Source organism: Nocardiopsis sinuspersici (assembly GCF_001998325.1).
GTDB classification, from domain to species: Bacteria; Actinomycetota; Actinomycetes; order Streptosporangiales; family Streptosporangiaceae; genus Nocardiopsis; species Nocardiopsis sinuspersici.
The window spans coordinates 3,136,787-3,156,491 of record NZ_MCOK01000001.1 but is presented as its reverse complement, the minus strand read 5'-3'; the positions used below and the strand labels follow the sequence as shown (position 1 = coordinate 3,156,491).

Below are 19,705 nucleotides of genomic sequence, written 5' to 3'. Positions count from 1 at the left end.
GGTATTGCGCTCCGGCAGGAAGCCGGGGACCGCCGCCGACACATGTCAGCCAGCAGCCGCTGCAAGGAGTCACGCAACGTGTCCCGCCGCCTTTTCACCTCCGAGTCGGTCACCGAAGGCCATCCCGACAAGATGGCCGACCAGATCAGTGACGCGATCCTCGACGCGATGCTCACCCAGGACCCGCGCAGCCGGGTCGCGGTCGAGACGCTGATCACCACTGGTCAGGTCCACATCGCGGGTGAGGTCACCACCCAGACCTACGTCGACATCCCCGCCATCGTGCGCGAGAAGATCCTCGAGATCGGCTACGACTCCTCCGCCAAGGGGTTCGACGGTGACTCCTGCGGGGTCAACGTCTCCATCGACGCCCAGTCCCCGGACATCGCCCAGGGTGTCGACACCGCCTACGAGGCGCGCGTCGGAAACGAGGGCGACGACCTCAACAAGCAGGGCGCCGGCGACCAGGGGCTGATGTTTGGCTACGCCAACCGTGAGACCCCGGAGCTGATGCCGCTGCCCATCAAGCTGGCGCACTCCCTCTCCGAGCGCCTCGCCGGGGTCCGCCGCAACGGCACGGTGCCCTACCTGCGCCCGGACGGCAAGACCCAGGTCACCGTCGAGTACGAGGGCAACACCCCGGTCCGCCTGGACACCGTCGTGGTCTCCAGCCAGCACTCCGCGGACATCAACCTCGACGAGATGCTCGCCCCCGACATCCGCGAGCACGTCATCGAGCCGGTCGTGGCCGCCTACGGCCTGGAGTCCGACGACTACCGGCTCCTGGTCAACCCGACCGGCCGCTTCGAGATCGGCGGCCCCATGGGTGACGCCGGCCTGACCGGCCGCAAGATCATCGTGGACACCTACGGCGGCTACGCCCGCCACGGCGGTGGCGCCTTCTCCGGCAAGGACCCGTCGAAGGTGGACCGCTCGGCCGCCTACGCCACCCGCTGGGTCGCCAAGAACATCGTCGCCGCGGAGCTCGCCGAGCGTGCCGAGGTGCAGGTCGCCTACGCCATCGGCAAGGCCCACCCGGTCGGTGTGTTCATCGAGACCTTCGGCACCGAGAAGGTCGCCCCGGAGCTGATCGAGAAGGCCGTCAAGGAGGTCTTCGACCTGCGTCCGGCCGCGATCGTCCGCGACCTGGACCTGCTGCGCCCGATCTACTCCAAGACGGCCGCCTACGGCCACTTCGGCCGCGAGCTGCCCGAGTTCACCTGGGAGAGCACCGAACGTGCCGCCTCGCTGCGGTCCTTCGTGGGCGCCTGAGCCCGCACCCTCTCCCGCGCACGTCCTCGACGCGTGGCCCGGGGGCGGACGGCCGACCGGCCGTCCGCCCCCGACGCGTGTTCGGGGCTCCTCCGCATGGCGCACGAACAAGATGGCTACTGTGTGTTATTCCGTACATACGCAATGTTATTTCCGGGCGTGTACGCGGAGGAGATCATGGCCGCAGCAACGACGGTGTCGGCACTGGGACTGGCGGCTCTGATCGCCCTGCCCGGAGCCCACCTCGCACCCGGCCAGCCGGCGAAGGCGGCCGGGGAGGTCGTGGCCGGCGCGGACGGCCTGCACGTGGACCTGGAGGCGCACACCGACCAGGAGCGGGCGGAGCCGGGCGACCGGATCCGGTACACGGTCCGGGTGCGCAACTCCGGGACCGAGGCCCTCCCCGACGCCCGGGTCGTGCAGTTCCTGCCGTCCACGATGCGCTACGTCTCCGGGACGGGCGGGGCCGACGTGGAGGAGGGGCGGGTGACGTGGTCGCGGTCCCTGGATCCGGGCGAGCGGACGAGCATGAGAGTCACCGGCGAGGTCACCGGGGTCCGCGACGGGGGCGAGCACCCGGTCACCACGGTGTGCGCGCGCCCCGGGCCGGAAGCGGTGCTGGTCTCCTGCGACGCCGCCCTGCACAGGGTCCACGGGGCGCTGCCGCTGGTGTGGGTGGTCACGGCCCTGGCCTTCGCCGCCTCCGTGGCGCTGTGCGTCGGCGGCCTGGTGCGCCACCGGAGCACCCTGGACCAGCAGCCCGGCGGCCCCGGGACGGTGTCCGAGCGTGAGAGCGCGCCCGAGCCCGCACCCGCGCCCGTGCGCGAGCCCGCGCCTGTGGCGGTGGCGGAGCCGGCGCCCCGGCCCGCACCGGAGCCCGAGCGCGTCCCCGAGACGGTGGCCGGACCCGTGCCCGTGCCCGGGGCGGGTGCGTCCCGGGAGAGGGTCGCCGAACTGGACGGACGGACCTAGGTCCTGTCCGGTGGACTCGGTGCTGTGCCGCTGGGGTTGGCGAGGGCGCCGACGGGGTTCTGGAGGCCGCGCAGGTGCGTCCGTGAGGTACGAGCGGGTGCACCGCAGGGGCCGAAGGTTCCCGTGCCTGCGGCGTCCGAGCACGAGGTGAAGCGCAGCGGAGCCTCAAGGAGGAGGCACCGCCCTGGGTTCTGCTCGGTGGACCGGGGTCCTGTGCCGCCGGGGGCGCCGACTCGCCGGCGCCCTACCCGGACCGCGGGGCCTCCCGTGTCCGGGCCTGGTGCCGGCGGGCCTTGATCCGGTTCCCGCAGGTCCGCATCGAGCACCACCGCGCGGTGTTGGCACGGCTGCGGTCCAGCAGGAAGAGGCGGCACTCGGGGTTCTCGCACGGCCGCAGGCGGCCGGGCATGCGTTCTTTGACGTCCGCCCACGCGAGCACGAGCTCCACGGCGAGCCTGCGCTCCGGCGGCACCTCCAAGTGCCACTCGATGCCCGACGCGCAGGGCCGCGGGACTCTGCGAACGCCTGCGAGGACCCGGCGCAGACGGGGCTCCGCCGGGGTGCCCGACTCCACCGCCTGGAGCGCGTCCCGGGCGGTGAGCAGCCACCGGCGCTCCTCGTCGCCGCCGAGGCCCCCGTGCTCCCGCGCCCACCCGTCCACCCCGTGGTCCTCGCGCCACAGGTCCCGGCGCCGGCCGTCCGTGACGGGGGTGCTGTTCAGCGCCTGCATCAGGGCTTGGTCGTCCAACACGGGCCCCACCTTCCCATCTAACTCCATCAAGTGGTTTGACAGGTTACCCCCGGGGCGGTCTACTGAGCACCCAGGGATAACCACCATAATCCATTTAAGGGGTTAGGCATGGTCGAGGTCCGCCACCAGTACGCGACAGTGCGGGGACATCGCGTCTTCTACCGCGAGGCAGGAGCCCGCGAGGCGCCCGCGCTCGTACTCCTGCACGGCTTCCCCTCCAGCTCACGCATGTTCCGCCACCTCATTCCGGCGCTGGCCGACCGGTTCCACGTCATCGCCCCCGACCACCTCGGCTTCGGCAGCTCCGACGCCCCGCCCGTGGACGCGTTCACCTACACCTTCGACTCCCTGACCGACGTCACCGCGGCCCTCCTGGCCCGGCTCGGCCTCACCCGGTACGCCCTGTACGTCCAGGACTACGGCGCACCCGTCGGCTGGCGGCTGGCCCTGCGCGACCCGGGCGCGGTCACCGCGGTGGTCACGCAGAGCGGCAACGCCTACGAGGACGGCTTCGTACCGGATTTCTGGAGACCCGTGTGGGCGTACTGGGAGGACCCGGGGCCCCGCACCGAACCCGCCGTCCGTGCCGCCCTCTCGCTCGACGCCATCCGCTGGCAGTACCTGCACGGAGTGGACCGGCCCGAGCTGGTCGACCCCGACACCTGGGCCGCCGACCACCGCGAGGTCAACCGGCGGGGCAACGACCTCGTGCAACTCGCCCTGTTCCGCGACTACGCCGCCAATCCACCCCTCTACCCCCGGGTGCACGCCTACTTCCGGGAGCGCAGGGTCCCCCTCCTCGCGGTCTGGGGAGCGGGCGACGAGATCTTCGGCCCGGACGGAGCACGCGCCTTCACGAGGGACCTGCCGGACGCGGAGGTCCACCTGGTCCCCGGAGGCGGGCACTTCCTGCTCGAAAGCCACCTGGACACCGTGGCCGGGTACATCCGCGGGTTCCTGACCGTCGCCGAACCACCGGCGTGAGGCCCGAGGAGCTCCCGGGCAGGGTGAACGGGCTCCTCGAAGCCGCGCTCCGGACGGCGTGCGCCGCCCGCGACGGGCAGCGCCCCCGGGCGCGCCCCTGAGAGGCGCACACGCGGACGGGCCGCGCCCCCTGGGGGACGCGGCCCGTCAGTCGCCCTGCCGGACTCAGCTCAGCTCGTTGAGCGCCTTCTCCGCCTCGGCCAGCCACGAGCGGCGGGCCTCCAGCGCGTCCTCGTACTCCCTGACCCGGCGGTCGTCGCCCTTGGCCCGGGCCTTGTCCAGCTTGGCCTCCAGCCCGCTGATGGCCGACGCCAGCTGGGCGACCGTGTCCTCGGCGCGGGCCCGCGCCTCGGGGCTGGTGCGCTCCCACTCGGCCGCCTCGGCCTTGCGCACGCCGTCCTCGATCTGCCGGAAGGCGCCCTCCAACTGGTCGCGCACGTCGCGCGGCAGCTCACCGGCCTCCTCCCAGGCCTCCTGGAAGTCGCGCAGCCGGGCACGCGCCCGGCGCGGGTCGGCGATGCCGGGGATCTCCGCCCTGGCCTCGGCCAGGATGCGCTCCTTGGCGTCGGCGTTGACCCGCAGTTCGGCGTCGCGCTCGGCGAAGGTGGCGTTGCGCGCGTCGAAGAAGGTGTCCTGCGCGGCCTTGAAGCGCGCCCACAGCTTGTCCTCGCTGGCCCTGTCCGCCCGGCCGCTGCTCTTCCACCGCTGCATCAGGTCGCGGTAGGCGCGGGCCGTGGGACCCCAGTCGGTGGAGCCCGCCAGCGACTCGGCCTCCTCCACGATGCGCTCCTTCTCCACGCGCACCGTCTCGCGCTCCTGGTCCAGGTTGGCGAAGTAGGCCTTGCGCCGCTTGGAGAAGGAGTTGCGCGCCGCCGACATGCGCTTCCACAGAGCCTGCTCGGTGGGGCGGTCGGCCCGCGGGGCCTTCTTCCACTCCTCGATGAGCTGGAGCATCCGCTCACCGCCGGACTTCCAGTGCGTCGTCTCCACCGAGACCCGCTCGGCCTCGGCGACGATGCGCTCCTTGATCTCCCGGGCCTGACCGCGTGCCTGCTCCTGGGCCTGCTTCTGCTCGACCTTGCGCTCCTCGGCGCGGTCCGCCAGCGCGTCCAGCCGCTTCATCAGCGCTTCCAGGTCACCGACCGCGTTCGCCTCCCGGACGGAGTCGCGCAGCTTGTCGATGCTCGCCATCGCGGCGGAGGCGGACAGGTCCGTGCTGCGGAGCCGCTTCTCCAGCAGCTCCACCTCGGTGCGCAGGGATTCGTACTTGCGATGGAAGAAGGTCAGGGCCTCCTCCGGCGCCCCGGCCTGCCACGATCCGACGACCCGTTCGCCTTCGCTCGTGCGCACGTAGACCGTGCCGTCGTCGTCTACGCGGCCCCAAGGGTCCGTGGTCACCGTGTCCTCCTGCTGTCATGAGCCCGGCCGTGGGACGGGTTCGTGTCGTCGCGTCGTGTTCCTCGCCGGTTCGTGATGGGAACCACCGTGCTCAGCACGATATCCATACGATTCGGCGGTGGGCGCCGCGCCGTGATTCGGATCTGCGCAGATCATGGATGTCCGCGCGCCCTCGGGAGCCCGGCCGGGAGCCCTCCCGCCCAGCAGAGGCGCAGGTAGGGGCCTCGACGTACACCAAGGACGGTGACCAATATGGCATTACCACGCGGTTTGGCAAAGAGCCCGGCCGCGCGCGGTGATCGAATGGTGATCAAACGCTTTCCACCGTCCGGCGTTCGGGTCGCCTCCCCTTCCGTGTCTCGGTAGGCTCTGCTAACGGGAGTCCGCGTGTTCGGCCCGCGAACCCGCCCGCCCCGTGACCGCGCACCCGACCGAGGACAGGACGACACCCGCCGTGCTCATCGCCGCACTTCCCACCGGGCCCCTCGCCGCGAACTGCTACGTGCTCGCACCGGCCCCGGGCGGCGACTGCGTCATCGTCGACCCGGGCCAGGAGGCCACCGAGCAGGTCGACAAGGCCCTGGCCGAGCACTCCCTGACCCCCGTCGCGGTACTGCTCACCCACGGCCACTTCGACCACGTGTGGTCGGCCGCCGAGATCTGCGAGCGCCACGGGGTCCCCGTCCACCTGCACGCCGCCGACCGCGGCCTGCTCACCGAGCCCGCCTCCGGGGTGGACCCGGGCTTCGCCGCCCAGTTGTCCGCCCTGCTGGGGCCGGGCCCGCACACCGAGCCCGAGGAGATGGTGGAGGTCTCCGGCGGCGACACCCTCACCCTGGCCGGACTGGACTTCGAGGTCGAGCACACCCCCGGGCACACCCCCGGCTCGGTCGTCTACACGGTGGCCACCGAGGACGGCGTCCCCGTGATGTTCGCCGGGGACCTGGTCTTCGCCGGGTCCATCGGCCGCACCGACTTCCCCGGCGGCGACCACGCCGCCATGCTGCGCAGCCTCGCGAGCGCCGTGCTGGGCCGCCCCGACGACACCCAGGTCCTGCCCGGCCACGGCCCGGCCACCACCGTCGGGCGCGAGCGCACCACCAACCCCTACCTGCGCGATACCGCCGGCTGACCGCGCGTCCCGGCCCCTCCCGCACCGCAGGAACGACGTATGACCACCCAGCACCACCGAGGCGTCCACCACCCGGCCCTCCGACCGCGCGACGGACGAGATATCCGCACCGGCCCCGCCTGAGGGCGGGTTCCGGTGGTTGCACACCGCCCTCTCCCGGATCCCTCCGCCGGGTGCCCGCGGGCCGTGTGCGCGGGACAGGCTCGTACCGAAGCGCAGGTCGGGCACACTTGACATGAACAAGACGCTGAAGGAGAAGTCCGTTGATACGCACGCATGAGGCAGGTGCGTTGCGCGCCGAGCACGCCGGCGCCACTGTCGTCCTCGCCGGGTGGGTGGCTCGCCGCCGCGACCACGGCGGCGTGGTCTTCCTCGACCTGCGCGAGGCCTCCGGTGTGGCCCAGGTCGTCGTCCGCGAGGACGACCTCGCCCACGACCTCCGCGCCGAGTACTGCATCAAGGTCACCGGCTCCGTCCGGGTCCGCCCCGAGGGCAACGAGAACCCCGAGATCCCCACCGGCGCCGTCGAGGTCGTCGCCGACGAGATCGAGGTGCTCAGCGAGGCCGCGCCGCTGCCCTTCCAGTTGGACAGCGCCGCGGACGTGGCCGAGGAGACCCGGCTGCGCTACCGCTACCTGGACATCCGCCGCCAGGAGATGGCCGACAACCTGCGCCTGCGCTCCAAGGCGACCTACGTCGCCCACGAGGTCATGCGCGACCTGGGGTTCACCTACATCGAGACCCCGTACATGACGCGGTCCACCCCGGAGGGCGCCCGCGACTTCCTGGTCCCGGTCCGCCTCCAGCCGGGGCACTGGTACGCCCTGCCGCAGTCCCCGCAGCTGTTCAAGCAGCTGCTCATGGTCGGCGGCATGGAGCGCTACTACCAGCTCACCCGCTGCTTCCGCGACGAGGACCTGCGCGCCGACCGCCAGCCGGAGTTCACCCAGATCGACCTGGAGATGAGCTTCGTCGACGAGGAGGACGTCTTCGCCGTCGGCGAGAAGCTGTTCACCCGCCTGCTGCGCGAGGTGCGCGGTGCCGAGCTGCCCGAGCGGTTCCCGCGGATGCGCTTCGCCGAGGCCATGGACCGCTTCGGCTCCGACAAGCCGGACCTGCGTTTCGGTCAGGAGCTGGTCGAGGTCACCGACTACTTCGCCGAGACCCCCTTCCGTGTCTTCAGGGCGCCCTACGTGGGTGCCGTGGTCATGCCCGGGGGCGCCTCCCAGACCCGCAAGGAGCTGGACGCCTGGCAGGAGTGGGCGCGCTCGCGCGGGGCCAAGGGCCTGGCCTACGTGCTCGTCCAGGAGGACGGCACCCTGGGCGGTCCGGTGGCCAAGAACCTGTCCGACGCCGAGCGCGGGGGACTGGCCGCCAAGGTCGGCGCCGCGCCGGGTGACGCGGTCTTCTTCGCCGCGGGCAGGCGCTCCGAGAGCCAGGAGCTGCTGGGCGCGGCCCGTCTGGAGATCGGCAGGCGCTGCGACCTGATCGACACCTCCCGCTGGGAGATCCTGTGGATCACCGACATGCCCCTGTTCGAGGAGGGCGACGAGGAGGGCACCTGGAAGCCGGTGCACCACCCCTTCACCGCTCCGGCCGTGGAGGACGAGGCCGACTTCCAGGACCACCCGGGCACCACGAACTCCCGGGCCTTCGACCTCGTGCTCAACGGCTACGAGCTGGTGTCGGGCTCCATCCGTATCCACCGCGCCGAGATGCAGCAGAGGATCTTCGACGTCATCGGCCTCAGCAAGGCCGAGGCCGAGTCCAAGTTCGGGTTCCTGCTGGAGGCGTTCAAGTTCGGCCCGCCGCCGCACGGCGGTCTGGCCGTGGGCTGGGACCGCATCATCATGCTGCTGGCGGGACAGCCGACCATCCGCGAGGTCATCGCCTTCCCCAAGACCGCCTCGGGCGGCGACCCGCTGACCGGTGCGCCCACGCCGATCACCGAGGCCCAGCGGGCCGAGGCCGGGGTGGACTTCGACCCCGAGGCCGAGGAGCGGTCGAAGTAGGACGTTGAGGGACGACGCCCTCCGGGGGCGGTGCGCGGATCCGCGCACCGCCCCCGTCGTGTGCGCGCGGTACGGCCCCCGGGGATCCATGCGCGCGCGGTACGGCGACGTCATACGCAGCGTTCAACGTGACGGCCTCGGGGGTCCACGCGCACGCGGTGCGGCCCCGCGCGGTACCCGTCACCAGTGGGAAAGCGTCGAAAACGCCAGGTGCACGCCAGGTCCTCGGATGGCCGGAGAATTTCGCATCGGATGGCGCGTGCCCGGATTCGTCCTACTTTGGACTTGCCGTATTCGTTCACACGGAGAAAACTGTCCGTTATCGGGCGATGGTGGAGGGTGCGAACGTGGCCGGACACGGCCGCACGGGCCGGGTACGGATGCGCGGAGAGCCGTCATCCCCTACCGTTGAGGGCGAATCACCCCTCTCGAACCGCGACGAGCACGTGTCTGGAGTGAACACGTCGCATTCACGGGACTTCCCGTGCGCGGCCGAAAGTGGTGATGGAGTTCTTCTGCGCCATTGAGTCACACGAGCGTAACGATTCACACCCCGTGCTCAGCCGAATACGGCCGTGGGCGTGGAATTCGGCGCCAGTCCATCCCGCCGGCGAACCGCCGGAACCCGTGTCCGGCTGGTCCGCACGGCGGCCGGGCGGTACGGACGTCGGCGCCCTCCCCGGTCCGGAGCCGGAACCGGCCCCATCCCGGACACTAGAATGATCCGGTCGGAACGTTCAGGGGTGACCGCGCCTGAGCGCGGGTGTGACGTCCGAGACGACATGAGGATGAGTCATACGTGAACGGAAAACGCGCTGCAGGCGATGGTTCCGAGGGCGCCCTCGCGGAGGCGTTCTCCCACGCCCCCGAACCCATGGCGCTCGCCCTGGCCGACGGCGCGGTCCTGCACGCCAACCTGGCCTTCACCGAGCTCTTCGGCCTGGAGGAGGCCGACCTCGTCGGCCGGACCTGGTACGACCTCCTCGACGGTGACGACGCCCAGCGCGGCGCCCGCGCCCACGACGAGGCCCTCGCGGGGCACTGGGGCCGCCGCGCGCGCCTGCGCCTGAGCGTGAGCGACAAGGCCGCCCACCTGGTGGAGGCCGAACTGCGCCCCCTGCCCGGGAAGGAGGCCGGCGGCACGCACGTGGTCGCGCTGCTGCACGTGCTCTCCACCGAGGAGACCGACCTGCGGGTGATCGGCGAACTGCGCACCGACAACTCCGACTCCGTCCTGTGGAGCCTGGACCTGGGCACCGGCCGCCTGCGCGAGCTCTTCGGCCCCACGCCGCTCGGCGCCCTGCTGGCCGGGAACGACCGTGAGCTCGAACGCATCCTGGAGCGGGTCCACCCCGACGACATCGCGCGCGTACGCGACGCCATGTCCGCCTCCTTCGCCGGGCGCGACTACGAGCAGCGCTTCCGCGTCTTCGACCGCCTCGGCGACGAGCGCTCCCTGCACGTACGCGCCCGCTACGTGCCCGGCGAACCCGACCGCCTGGTCGGCATCGTCGACGACGTCACCGAGCACGTCCAGCTCGTCCGGCGCCTCGCCGACCGCCGCCGTACCGAGGCCGAGCACGGCCGCCTGGTCACCGAGCTGTCCTCCAAGCTCGTCTCGGCCACCACCGTCGACAAGGTCATGGACCTGCTCAGCGAGGAGTTCCTGCCGATCTTCGGCGGCGTGCAGGCCATAGCCCTCTACGTGGAGAACGGGTTGCTGCGCAGCTCGCCCAACGCCCACGGCCGGGGCGGCGCCGTCAACAACATCAACAGCATCGACGGCCGCCGCGCCGACGACACCGACTTCCCCATGGGCGCCGTCATCCAGGACCGCCAGCCGCGTTTCTTCGAGAGCCGCGCCGAGATCATCAGCCGCTTTCCCGCGGCCGTCGAACTCATGCGCCAGGTACGCGGCCAGGCCTGGGCCACCGTGCCGATCTTCGGCGACGGCAAGGTCGCCCTCGGCGTCTGGCAGATGGTGTGGGACCGCCCCCACCACGCCAGCCGCGACGAGCGCGCCCTGATGCTCACCTTCGCCGGACTCGCGGGACAGGCCCTGCAGCGCATCAAGGCCCAGCAGGCCGAGCTGGAGCTGGCCGACGCCGTGCAGCGCCGCATGCTGCCCCGCCAGGTGGCCAGCTTCCCCGACATGGACATCGCCACCAAGTATCTGCCCTCCCGCGCGGACTGGCGCATCTGCGGCGACTTCTACGACGTCATCGAGCTGCCCGAGAGCAAGGTCGGCCTCCTGGTCGGCGACGTGCAGGGGCACGGTGTGGAGGCCGCCGCCGCCATGGGCCAGATCCGCGTGGCCTTTCGCGCCTACGCCTCCAACCAGTCCGACCCGGGGGTGGTCCTGGGGGAGACCAACCGCCTGCTCACCGAGACCGGTGAGATCGTCTTCGCCACCTGCGGCTACCTCGTCGTGGACCGCGAGAGCGGCGTCATGCAGGCGGCCTGGGCCGGGCAGCCGCCGGCCGTGCTGGCCTCCAAGGGCGGCTACGAGATCTGGGAGCCCGAGACCGGTCCGCCGCTGGGGGTGCTCCCCAGCGCCGAGTATCCCGTCACCACCCGCATGCTCCCGCCCGGGACCTCCCTGCTGCTGTGCTCGGACGGGCTCGTGGAGAGCTCCCAGATCCCCATGGGCGAGGGGCTCGCCCAGGTCGGCGCGGCCCTGGCCGAGCACTCCGAGTCGCCCGAGGACGCCGCGGACGTCCTGGCCGAGATGGCCCCCGCCGGGCGCGGTGACGACATCGCCCTGCTGGTCACCCGCATGGTCTCCTCCGCCGATCTCGCGCGCAGCCGGGCCGCGGTGGCGTCGGGGACCTGACCGCTCCGGTTACGCTGGGGACGTGCCCGAAACGCTGTTCGACGACGCCGGAGCCGAGGCCGCCCGAGGGCAGGAGCCGCTCGCCGTGCGCATGCGCCCCCGAACCCTGGACGAGGTCGTGGGCCAGCGCCACCTCCTGGGCCGGGGCAGCCCGCTGCGGCGCCTGGTCGAGGACGACGCGCCCATGTCCGTCTTCCTGTGGGGGCCGCCCGGCACCGGTAAGACCACCCTGGCCACGGTGGTCAGCCGCGTCACCCAGCGCCGCTTCGTGGAGCTGTCGGCCGTCAACGCCGGGGTCAAGGACGTGCGCGCCGTCGTCGACGAGGCCCGGCGGCGCATGGGCATGCACGGCACCCGCACCCTGCTCTTCGTCGACGAGGTGCACCGATTCAACAAGACCCAGCAGGACGCGCTGCTGCCCGCGGTGGAGAACCGCTGGGTCAGCTTCATCGGCGCCACCACCGAGAACCCCTTCTTCTCCGTGGTCAGCCCGCTGCTGTCCCGCTCGCTGCTGCTGTCCCTGGAGTCCCTGGACGAGGACGACGTCCGCGCCCTGGTGGACCGGGCCCTGACCGACGAGCGCGGACTGGACGGCCGCTACGCGCTCTCACCGGAGGGCGCCGACCACCTCGTGCGCCTGGCGGGCGGCGACGGCCGCCGCTCCCTGACCTACCTGGAGGCCGCCGCCCTCGTCGCGGGGCCCGCCCTTCGCCCTCCACCACCCTCGGACGACGCCTCCGGCGCGGTATCCTCCGGGGCGGAACCGGTCACCATCACCGCCGAGCACGTCGAGCGCGCCGTCGACCGGCACGCCGTCCGCTACGACCGCTCCGGGGACCAGCACTACGACGTCGTCAGCGCCTTCATCAAGAGCATGCGCGGATCCGACCCCGACGCCGCCCTGCACTACCTCGCCCGCATGATCGAGGCGGGGGAGGACCCCCGCTTCATCGCCCGCCGTGTCGTCGTGCACGCCAGCGAGGACGTGGGCATGGCCGATCCCACCGCCCTGCAGACCGCCGTGGCCGCCGCCCAGGCCGTGGAGCTCATCGGGATGCCCGAGGCCCGCATCAACCTCGCCCAGGCCGTCATCCACATCAGCCTGGCCCCCAAGTCCAACGCCGTGATCAGCGCCATCGACGCCGCGACGGCCGACGTGCGCGCGGGCCGGACCGGGTCCGTCCCCGCCCATCTGCGCGACGGCCACTACCGGGGCGCCGCCGAACTCGGCCACGGAAAGGGCTACCGCTACGCCCACGACTTCCCCGGCGGGGTCGCCCCCCAGCAGCACGCGCCCGACGACCTCGTCGACCGCGAGTACTACCGGCCCACCCAGCACGGCGCCGAGCGGCGTTTCAGCGAGGTCCTCCAGCGCATCAAGGGCGTCCTGCGGGGCGGTGGCCGGCGCGACTGAGCTCCGGCGCCGCCCCACGCCCCCTACTCGGTGAACAGTTCGGTGACCTTGACGATCTCGCGGGGCCCACCGTCCTCCGCGGGCTCCTCGGCGAAGGTCACCTCGACGATCATCACCGGGCCCCACGACAGGTAGTCGATGAAGTCGCCGCCGGTCAGCTCCCAGGTGCCGCGGCCCTCCTCGTCGAGGAAGACGTGGTTGGGCGCGGCGCAGAACTTCGCGCAGAGCACCTCGGCGTCGGGGGAGATGACCGCCTCAGCGGGCTCACCGGCCTCGTCCCACTGCTCGGCCCAGGCGCTGTGGCTGGGCACCCCCTGGCCGCGGACCGGCTCGTCGTCGCGGTCGACGGGGGTGTACACCCACGGACCCGACTCGGGGGACTCCTGCTCGGCGGGGTCGAACCGCACCACCAGGGTCAGCGGGTCCTCGTCGGCGGAGGGGCTCGCGTCGACGGGCTCCCCCTCGACGGATTCCCCCGCGGCGTCGGAGGCCAGCGTGTCGTCGGGGTCGAACATCCGGGAGATCCCCCATATCCCGGCGCCGACGAGGACGAGGGCGAGCGCCGCGCTCCCGACCAGGAACAGGGCGCGTGTGGTGCGGCGGTTGGACATGCGCCCCTCCAGCCGGACGACCTGGGGCACCCGGGCGGGCGGCTCCACGGCGTGCCACTCGCGCTCCAGGATGAGCGCCAGGTCGTCGCGTCCGGGGGAACCGGCCCCGGTGGCGTTCCCGGCGGGGGAGGCCGCGCTGCCTCGGAGGTGGTCCGCGTTCTCGGACTGCCACACCGCGATGACCGCGCCGATCACCTCGCGCAGGCTGGGGCGGCGGTCGGGGTCGGGGTCCAGGGCGCGCCCGACCACGGGCCGCAGTCCCCTGGCCAGCCCGTCCAGGTCGAAGGACCCGTGCGCGGCGCGCTCCGCGATCTCCTCGGGCTCGCCGGGGCCGAAGGGCAGGCGCCCCGTTCCGGCGAAGGAGACGACGGCGCCCCAGGCGAACACGTCGGCGGCGGGTGTGGCCCCGCCGCCCCGGAAGCGCTCGGGGCTCAGCCAGGTGGCGCCGGCCCCGCGCATCCGCTCCGCCGAGGCCGCGACCGCGCACTCCATGATGTGGGGGCCGTGCGACTCCAGCAGGACCTCGCTGGGACGCAGCGAACCGTGGGCCACCCCGCGCGTGTGCAGTGCGGACAGGCCCTCGGCCAGGCCGGTGGCCAGGGCGATGAGCTTGCCGGTGCCCAGTCCGCCGCGCTTGGTGACGTAGTGCGACAGCCGCTCGCCCGCCAGGTAGGGCATGGACAGCCAGGGCGGGTTGGCGTCGCTGTCGAAGTCCAGGGGGACGACCACGCGCCGGGGATCGGTGTTGGAGAGGGCGCGCAGGCGCTGTTCCAGGGCGGGGTAGACGTCGGGGGAGTCCAGCTCGGGGGAGGTGAGCACCTTGACGGCGACCAGGCGGTCGCCCGGGCTGGAGAACGCGGCGTCCACGGCGGCGTAGACGGTGCCGGTGGCTCCCTGCCCCAGGCGTCCGAGAACGAGGTAGGGGCCGATCCGTGAGGGGTCGTCCGGATAGAGGGGGGCCAGGTCCGGCGGTACCAGTACGGAGATCTCTCGGGGAGAACGAGGGCTCATGGGTGTCCTGTCGGTGCTTCAGGGGCCGGGGGCGGCTGAGTGTCCGGACATCGTAGTGAAGATCCCGATTGATAATGATTCTCCTTCAGGGAAGGCCGTCCGTCGATCCCCGCGTCCTCGGCCGGCCACCGCCCGGTCGGCCGACCGGTACGTGACCGGTGCCACTTCCGTCCTCGCCGTGGCGTGTCCGCTCCACCGGCACCGGGACACGATAGGGTCAGCCGAAATCGGCCCGACCCGCGTACCGCGGGGAGCCCGGTCGTCCCCCAGGCCCGGCGCGTGCGCGAGGGGGCCGTCCACACCCTCGAAGTAACCCTCTATCTGCCCACGGAGCCCGCATGCTGACCGGAGGAGAGGTCGCCGCGCTCGTCGCCGCGGTGGTCTGGGCGGTGCTGGCCACGTTCATGTGCGTGGCGCTCGTCAAACTGATCAAGCTCATCAACGAGGCGACCAGGGTCGTCTCGGAAGTGGGGGACCGCACCCCGCCGCTCCTGGACGACGTCGCGTCCACGGTGGAGCGCACCAACACCTCGCTCGAACGCGTCGAGGAGATCACCGCCAACGTCCAGGCCAGCTCGGAGGACGTCTCCACGGTGACCGCGCTGACCCGGTCGGTGCTCACCGGGCCGCTGGTGAAGGTGGCTTCGCTGTCCTACGGGGTGCGCCGCGTGCTCGGCCAGCGCCGGGCCCTCGCGGTCGTGCGCACCCGCAAGCGGAAGGCGAACCGGTGATCGGCAGACTGTTCTACCTCGCCGCGGGGGCCGCCCTCGGCGGTTACGCGGTCCACCGGGTCAACCGCGCCAGGCGCGCCCTGAGCCCGGGGGGTATCGCGGACCGCGTGGAGGGCCAGGTCACCGAGTACCGGGGCGCCCTGCGCGAGCTCAACGAGGACCTGGCCCTGGCCGTGCGCGAACAGGAGGAGGAGCTCCTGCGCCGGTACGCCCCGAGGAGGGGGCGCCGGGCCCTGCCCGGGGCCGGGCAGGAGCCTCCGGAGCCGTCCTGAGGAGATCCGCCGGTATCCGGCACCGTGCGCCCTCGCGGCGCGCGGTGCTTTTCGCCGCACATGGGTAGGGGCGTCCGTAGGAACGTTGTCCAGGTGTTATGGAGGTTCCCCCATGTACCCGCAGCAGCCTTCGAACGACCCGAACCAGGGCGGTCAGTACCAGGGCGGCCGGTATACCGAGGGTCAGTACCCAGGGGACCAGTACCCCCCCGGGCAGTACCCACAGGACCCGGCGTACTACGGCGGCCACCCGGGGTCCCCGTCCGGCGCCGGACGGGGGAACGCGGACGGGATGCCCGGCACGGCCGTCACCGTGCGGGTGCTGATGTTCATCGGCGGCGCCTTCGGCCTGCTGTTCGGCGGGCTGATGTGGCTCGTCGCCGCGATGGCGGCCAGCGGCGGCCAGATCGGTGAGCAGGTGCGGCGCGCTCTGGAGGACACGGGCATGGCGATGTCCGGCGCGGAGGCGGCGACGTTCTTCGGCGTCATGGGCGCGGTCCCGTTCGTCTACGGGATCGTGTCCATCGTGCTGGCCTCGCTCATGGGACGCCGCAGCCCCGTCATCCTGTGGGCGGTCGTGGTCTTCCAGGCCCTGGCGGCGCTGGTCCTGGTGATCAACCTGTTCACCGGCGGTTTCGCCGCGGTGATCCCGCTGCTCTTCACGATCGCCATGATCGTGCTCATGCTGTTGGGGAGCACACGCGCCTACTACTCGCGTTCGGGCTCCTCCCACTGACACGTCCGACCCCGCCGATCCCGGGGGACCGGCGCCGGCCGGTCCCCCGAGCCGTCGCCGGGGCTGCGCCGGCCTGCCCGTTTCGTGTCCCGTCGCCGGCTCTCCGTAGTGTCGCGTCACCGATGCACTGGGTTACGGAAAGGCCGAAACGTGAACCCCGGCCCCCGTCTGCCACAGCCCCACAACCGTTCGGAAGCGCCGTGGAGACCACCCACGGGAGCGGCGTACGGATACGGAGGCCGGATACGGGCACACGGCCGTCCTCCGCACGGACAGGCGCCGTACGCTCCCGGCTATCCGGCGGCGCCCCGGCAGTACGCGCGGCAGCCGACGAGGCGGGGCGGTGCGCCCCTGACCGTGCGGGTGCCGGTGTTCGTCGGCGTGCTCGGCGTCCTGCTCGCGGTTCCCTTCACCGCCACGGCGATGGACGGCGGACCCGTCCTCTTCCTGGTCCCGGTGGTCTTCGGCCTCCGCGGTGTGGGATCCCCGTCCTCGCGGTCCTGGCCGGACGCCGCTCCCCGGCGATTCGCCGGAGCATCCTCTCGCCCGCCGCCACCGGAGAAGCCGGCGGCAGTCCCTCCGCCTGATCGCCACAGGTGCCACGGGCCCGTACCGCGCGGTGGCCGCCCTACGCGCCCTGACGGGTTCCGCCCGCGCCCGCCGGCCGGTCCCGGCCCCGTCCGGCCGGGGCTCGGCAGTGGTCAGCGGCGATAGCCTGGAACAACCAGGCCGCCGACCTTGTCCAAGGGACGGGTCCCCGGCGGCCACCCGCAAACCACGCGCGCCGACGGGGCGGCCCCCTCTACGATGGGCCCCTACCGAACACGCGTGACAACGGTCCCAGCAGGGACGGACACGTCGCCCCGGGCGGCGGAGCAAGCACAGGAGGGCATCAATGGAGACGGCAGAGATCGCGCGCCGCTTCCTCAGTTTCTTCGAGAAGAACGGACACACCGTGGTGCCCTCGGCAAGCCTCATCGCCGAAGACCCCACGCTGCTGCTCGTGCCCGCGGGCATGGTTCCGTTCAAGCCCTACTTCCTGGGCCAGCGCACGCCTCCCTACGCCACCGCGACCAGCGTCCAGAAGTGCATCCGCACCAAGGACATCGAGGAGGTCGGCAAGACCTCCCGGCACGCGACGTTCTTCCAGATGCTCGGCAACTTCTCCTTCGGCGCCTACTTCAAGGAGCAGGCGATCCCGCTGGCGTGGGAGCTGGTCACCTCCCCGGTGGAGGAGGGCGGCTTCGGCATCGACCCCGACAGGCTGTGGGTGACCGTCTACCTCGACGACGACGAGGCCGAGACGATCTGGCGCGACAAGGTGGGCGTGCGGCCCGAGCGCATCCAGCGCATGGGCATGGAGGAGAACTACTGGTCGATGGGCGTCCCCGGCCCCTGCGGCCCCTGCTCGGAGATCTTCTACGACCGCGGCCCCGAGTACGGCGTCGAGGGCGGTCCCGAGGCGGACGAGAACCGCTACATCGAGATCTGGAACCTCGTCTTCATGCAGTACGAGCGGGGTGAGGGCGGCGACAAGGGCGACTTCCCGATCCTCGGCGACCTGCCCAAGAAGAACATCGACACCGGCCTGGGCCTGGAGCGCCTCGCGGCGGTCCTGCAGGGCGTCGACAACATCTACGAGACCGACATCATCGGCCGCGTCCTGCACCGTGCCGCCGAGCTGACCGGCACCCGTTACGGCGACGGCGAGGAGCAGGACGTCATGCTCCGCGTGGTCGCCGACCACGTGCGCAGCGCCGTCATGCTCGTCGGCGACGGCGTCAAGCCCGGCAACGAGAAGGCCGGGTACGTCCTGCGCCGCATCCTGCGCCGCTCCATCCGCAACCTGCGCCTGCTGTCGGGCACCGACACCGCCTTCCTGCACGAGCTGACCGAGATCAGCATCGACGCGATGAAGGACATCTACCCCGACCTGCTCGACAAGGCCGACGTCATCCACGGTGTGATCGACGCCGAGGAGAGGAACTTCGCCGAGACCCTGCGCGCGGGCACCACGCTGTTCGGCCGCGCGGCCGAGCGCACCCGCGCCGCGGGCGGCAGCGTCTTCTCCGGTTCGGACGCCTTCCAGCTGCACGACACCTACGGCTTCCCCATCGACCTGACCCTGGAGATGGCGGCCGAGCAGGGCCTGTCCGTGGACGAGGGCGCCTTCCGCGAGCTCATGCAGCGCCAGAAGGACACCGCCAAGGCCGACGCCAAGGCCAAGAAGCTCGGCAACGCCGACATCTCCCTGTACGCGCAGATGCTGGAGGGCGCCGGGACGACCGACTTCCTGGGCTACACCGACGCCGAGAGCGAGTCGCACGTCAAGGGCATCGTCGTCGACGGCGTCTCGGCGCCCGCGGCCCGCGCGGGGGAGAAGGTCGAGATCGTCCTGGACCGCACCCCGTTCTACGCGGAGAGCGGCGGCCAGCTCGCCGACACCGGCACGCTGTCCGTGGACGGGCGCGGCGTCGTGGACGTGGAGGACGTGCAAAAGCCCCTGCCCGGGCTGTTCGTGCACCGGGGCACCGTCCGCTCGGGCGAGGTGGTCCTGGACGACACCGTGCACGCCACCATCGACACCGGGCGCCGCAACGCCATCGAGCGCTCGCACTCGGCCACCCACCTCATCCACTCGGCGCTGCGCAACTCCCTGGGCCCGTCGGCGGGCCAGGCCGGTTCGGAGAACCGTCCCGGCCAGCTGCGGTTCGACTTCACCGCCGACAACGCGCTGGGCGGCGCACGCCTGGCCGAGGTCGAGGAGGAGGTCAACACCGTCCTGGCGGGTGACATCCCGGTCCAGACCGAGGAGAAGGGCCTGGACGAGGCGCTGAAGATGGGCGCTCTGGCCATGTTCGGCGAGAAGTACGGCGACCGCGTGCGCGTGGTGGAGATGAGCGACTACTCCGTCGAGCTGTGCGGCGGCACCCACGTGCCCTCCACCGCCAGGCTGGGCATCGTCAAGCTCCTCGGCGAGTCCTCCATCGGCTCGGGCGTGCGGCGTGTGGAGGCGGCCGTGGGCGTGGACGCGTTCAAGCGGCTCTCCAAGGAGTCGGCACTGGTCGGACAGCTCTCCGAGCAGCTCAAGACCCCGCGCGAGGACCTGCCCGAGCGGATCGACACCATGGTCTCCCGGCTGCGCGCCGCGGAGAAGGAGATCGAGAGGATGCGCGCCGAGCAGGTGCTCCAGGCGGCCGGTTCGATCGCCGAGGGCGCCCGCCGCCACGGTCCCGCGCTGGTCGTGGCCGCCCCGGCGCCGGAGGGCACCAGCGGCGACGACCTGCGCAAGCTGGTGCTGGACGTGCGCGGCCGCCTCGGTGAGGACGAGCCCGTGGTCGTGGCGATGACCGCCGTGCCCAAGGACCGCCCGGTCGTGGTGATCGCGGTGAACAAGGCCGCGCAGAAGAGCGGGATCAAGGCGGGCGAGCTGGTGGGCATCGCGGCCCGCGCGCTCGGCGGCGGTGGCGGCGGCAAGCCCGACATCGCCCAGGGCGGCGGCAGCGACGCCGGCAAGGTCGACGAGGCCCTGCGCGCCGTCGAGGAGCGCGTGGCCAGGGACTAGACACCCCCTCG

At 72.1% G+C, this 19,705-nt stretch carries 14 protein-coding genes; 11 read left to right on the top strand and 3 right to left on the bottom strand.

The window, feature by feature from the left end; all coding sequences use genetic code 11:
- Window positions 1–78: 78 nt before the first annotated feature.
- Both metK and NOSIN_RS13540 read left to right on the top strand, forming a co-directional pair.
- The gene (gene metK, locus NOSIN_RS13545) at window positions 79–1,272 is read left to right on the top strand and encodes a methionine adenosyltransferase (RefSeq protein WP_077691086.1); all 1,194 of its coding nucleotides are present in this window, start codon (window positions 79–81) and stop codon (window positions 1,270–1,272) included.
- Window positions 1,273–1,449: 177 nt separating this feature from the next.
- On the top strand, window positions 1,450–2,244 hold the full coding sequence (locus NOSIN_RS13540) for a DUF11 domain-containing protein (RefSeq protein WP_077693579.1): 795 nt from the start codon (window positions 1,450–1,452) through the stop codon (window positions 2,242–2,244).
- A gap of 244 nt (window positions 2,245–2,488) precedes the next feature.
- Here the strand turns inward: NOSIN_RS13540 and NOSIN_RS13535 are convergent, their stop codons facing one another.
- Complete coding sequence (locus tag NOSIN_RS13535) at window positions 2,489–2,995, bottom strand: CGNR zinc finger domain-containing protein (protein ID WP_077691085.1); 507 nt, start codon at window positions 2,993–2,995, stop codon at window positions 2,489–2,491.
- A gap of 108 nt (window positions 2,996–3,103) precedes the next feature.
- Between NOSIN_RS13535 and NOSIN_RS13530 the strand changes: the two genes are divergently transcribed.
- Complete coding sequence (locus NOSIN_RS13530; RefSeq protein WP_077691084.1) at window positions 3,104–3,979, top strand: alpha/beta fold hydrolase; 876 nt, start codon at window positions 3,104–3,106, stop codon at window positions 3,977–3,979.
- Window positions 3,980–4,144: 165 nt separating this feature from the next.
- Here NOSIN_RS13530 and NOSIN_RS13525 read toward each other — a convergent pair whose 3' ends face one another.
- Entirely contained in the window at window positions 4,145–5,377 is a 1,233-nt protein-coding gene (locus NOSIN_RS13525) for a DUF349 domain-containing protein (RefSeq protein ID WP_077691083.1), read from the bottom strand.
- A gap of 454 nt (window positions 5,378–5,831) precedes the next feature.
- On the opposite strand from NOSIN_RS13525, the gene NOSIN_RS13520 reads away from it, so the two are divergent.
- The 4 genes from NOSIN_RS13520 to NOSIN_RS13505 all read left to right on the top strand — a co-directional run bounded on the left by NOSIN_RS13520 (window position 5,832) and on the right by NOSIN_RS13505 (window position 12,768).
- Window positions 5,832–6,509, top strand: a complete 678-nt coding sequence (locus NOSIN_RS13520) for an MBL fold metallo-hydrolase (RefSeq protein WP_077693578.1) — start codon at window positions 5,832–5,834, stop codon at window positions 6,507–6,509.
- Between the two features lie 263 nt (window positions 6,510–6,772).
- Complete coding sequence (gene aspS / locus NOSIN_RS13515) at window positions 6,773–8,521, top strand: aspartate--tRNA ligase (RefSeq protein WP_077691082.1); 1,749 nt, start codon at window positions 6,773–6,775, stop codon at window positions 8,519–8,521.
- A gap of 799 nt (window positions 8,522–9,320) precedes the next feature.
- Window positions 9,321–11,354, top strand: a complete 2,034-nt coding sequence (locus NOSIN_RS13510) for a SpoIIE family protein phosphatase (protein WP_077691081.1) — start codon at window positions 9,321–9,323, stop codon at window positions 11,352–11,354.
- Between the two features lie 22 nt (window positions 11,355–11,376).
- Entirely contained in the window at window positions 11,377–12,768 is a 1,392-nt protein-coding gene (locus tag NOSIN_RS13505) for a replication-associated recombination protein A (protein ID WP_077691080.1), read from the top strand.
- A 23-nt stretch (window positions 12,769–12,791) separates the two neighbouring features.
- Here NOSIN_RS13505 and NOSIN_RS13500 read toward each other — a convergent pair whose 3' ends face one another.
- Entirely contained in the window at window positions 12,792–14,390 is a 1,599-nt protein-coding gene (locus tag NOSIN_RS13500) for a serine/threonine protein kinase (RefSeq protein WP_077691079.1), read from the bottom strand.
- Window positions 14,391–14,728: 338 nt separating this feature from the next.
- Between NOSIN_RS13500 and NOSIN_RS13495 the strand changes: the two genes are divergently transcribed.
- The 4 genes from NOSIN_RS13495 to alaS all read left to right on the top strand — a co-directional run bounded on the left by NOSIN_RS13495 (window position 14,729) and on the right by alaS (window position 19,694).
- Window positions 14,729–15,121, top strand: a complete 393-nt coding sequence (locus tag NOSIN_RS13495; RefSeq protein ID WP_077691078.1) for a DUF948 domain-containing protein — start codon at window positions 14,729–14,731, stop codon at window positions 15,119–15,121.
- Complete coding sequence (locus tag NOSIN_RS13490; RefSeq protein WP_077691077.1) at window positions 15,118–15,393, top strand: hypothetical protein; 276 nt, start codon at window positions 15,118–15,120, stop codon at window positions 15,391–15,393. Before NOSIN_RS13495 ends, NOSIN_RS13490 begins: the two co-directional genes overlap by 4 nt.
- A gap of 292 nt (window positions 15,394–15,685) precedes the next feature.
- Window positions 15,686–16,129 carry a hypothetical protein gene (locus NOSIN_RS13485; protein WP_143832932.1) on the top strand — a complete coding sequence of 148 codons (444 nt, stop codon included), beginning with the start codon at window positions 15,686–15,688 and terminating at the stop codon, window positions 16,127–16,129.
- 895 nt (window positions 16,130–17,024) lie between these two features.
- Complete coding sequence (alaS, locus tag NOSIN_RS13480; RefSeq protein ID WP_077691075.1) at window positions 17,025–19,694, top strand: alanine--tRNA ligase; 2,670 nt, start codon at window positions 17,025–17,027, stop codon at window positions 19,692–19,694.
- Window positions 19,695–19,705 lie beyond the last annotated feature (11 nt).

Excerpts from the sequence above, each read along its gene's own strand:
- NOSIN_RS13500 (WP_077691079.1), bottom strand. The coding sequence starts at position 14,390 with ATGAGCCCTCGTTCTCCCCGAGAGATCTCCGTACTGGTACCGCCGGAC.
- NOSIN_RS13540 (WP_077693579.1), top strand. The coding sequence starts at position 1,450 with ATGGCCGCAGCAACGACGGTGTCGGCACTGGGACTGGCGGCTCTGATC.
- NOSIN_RS13495 (WP_077691078.1), top strand. The coding sequence starts at position 14,729 with ATGCTGACCGGAGGAGAGGTCGCCGCGCTCGTCGCCGCGGTGGTCTGG.
- alaS (WP_077691075.1), top strand. The coding sequence starts at position 17,025 with ATGGAGACGGCAGAGATCGCGCGCCGCTTCCTCAGTTTCTTCGAGAAG.
- NOSIN_RS13530 (WP_077691084.1), top strand. The coding sequence starts at position 3,104 with ATGGTCGAGGTCCGCCACCAGTACGCGACAGTGCGGGGACATCGCGTC.
- NOSIN_RS13485 (WP_143832932.1), top strand. The coding sequence starts at position 15,686 with ATGCCCGGCACGGCCGTCACCGTGCGGGTGCTGATGTTCATCGGCGGC.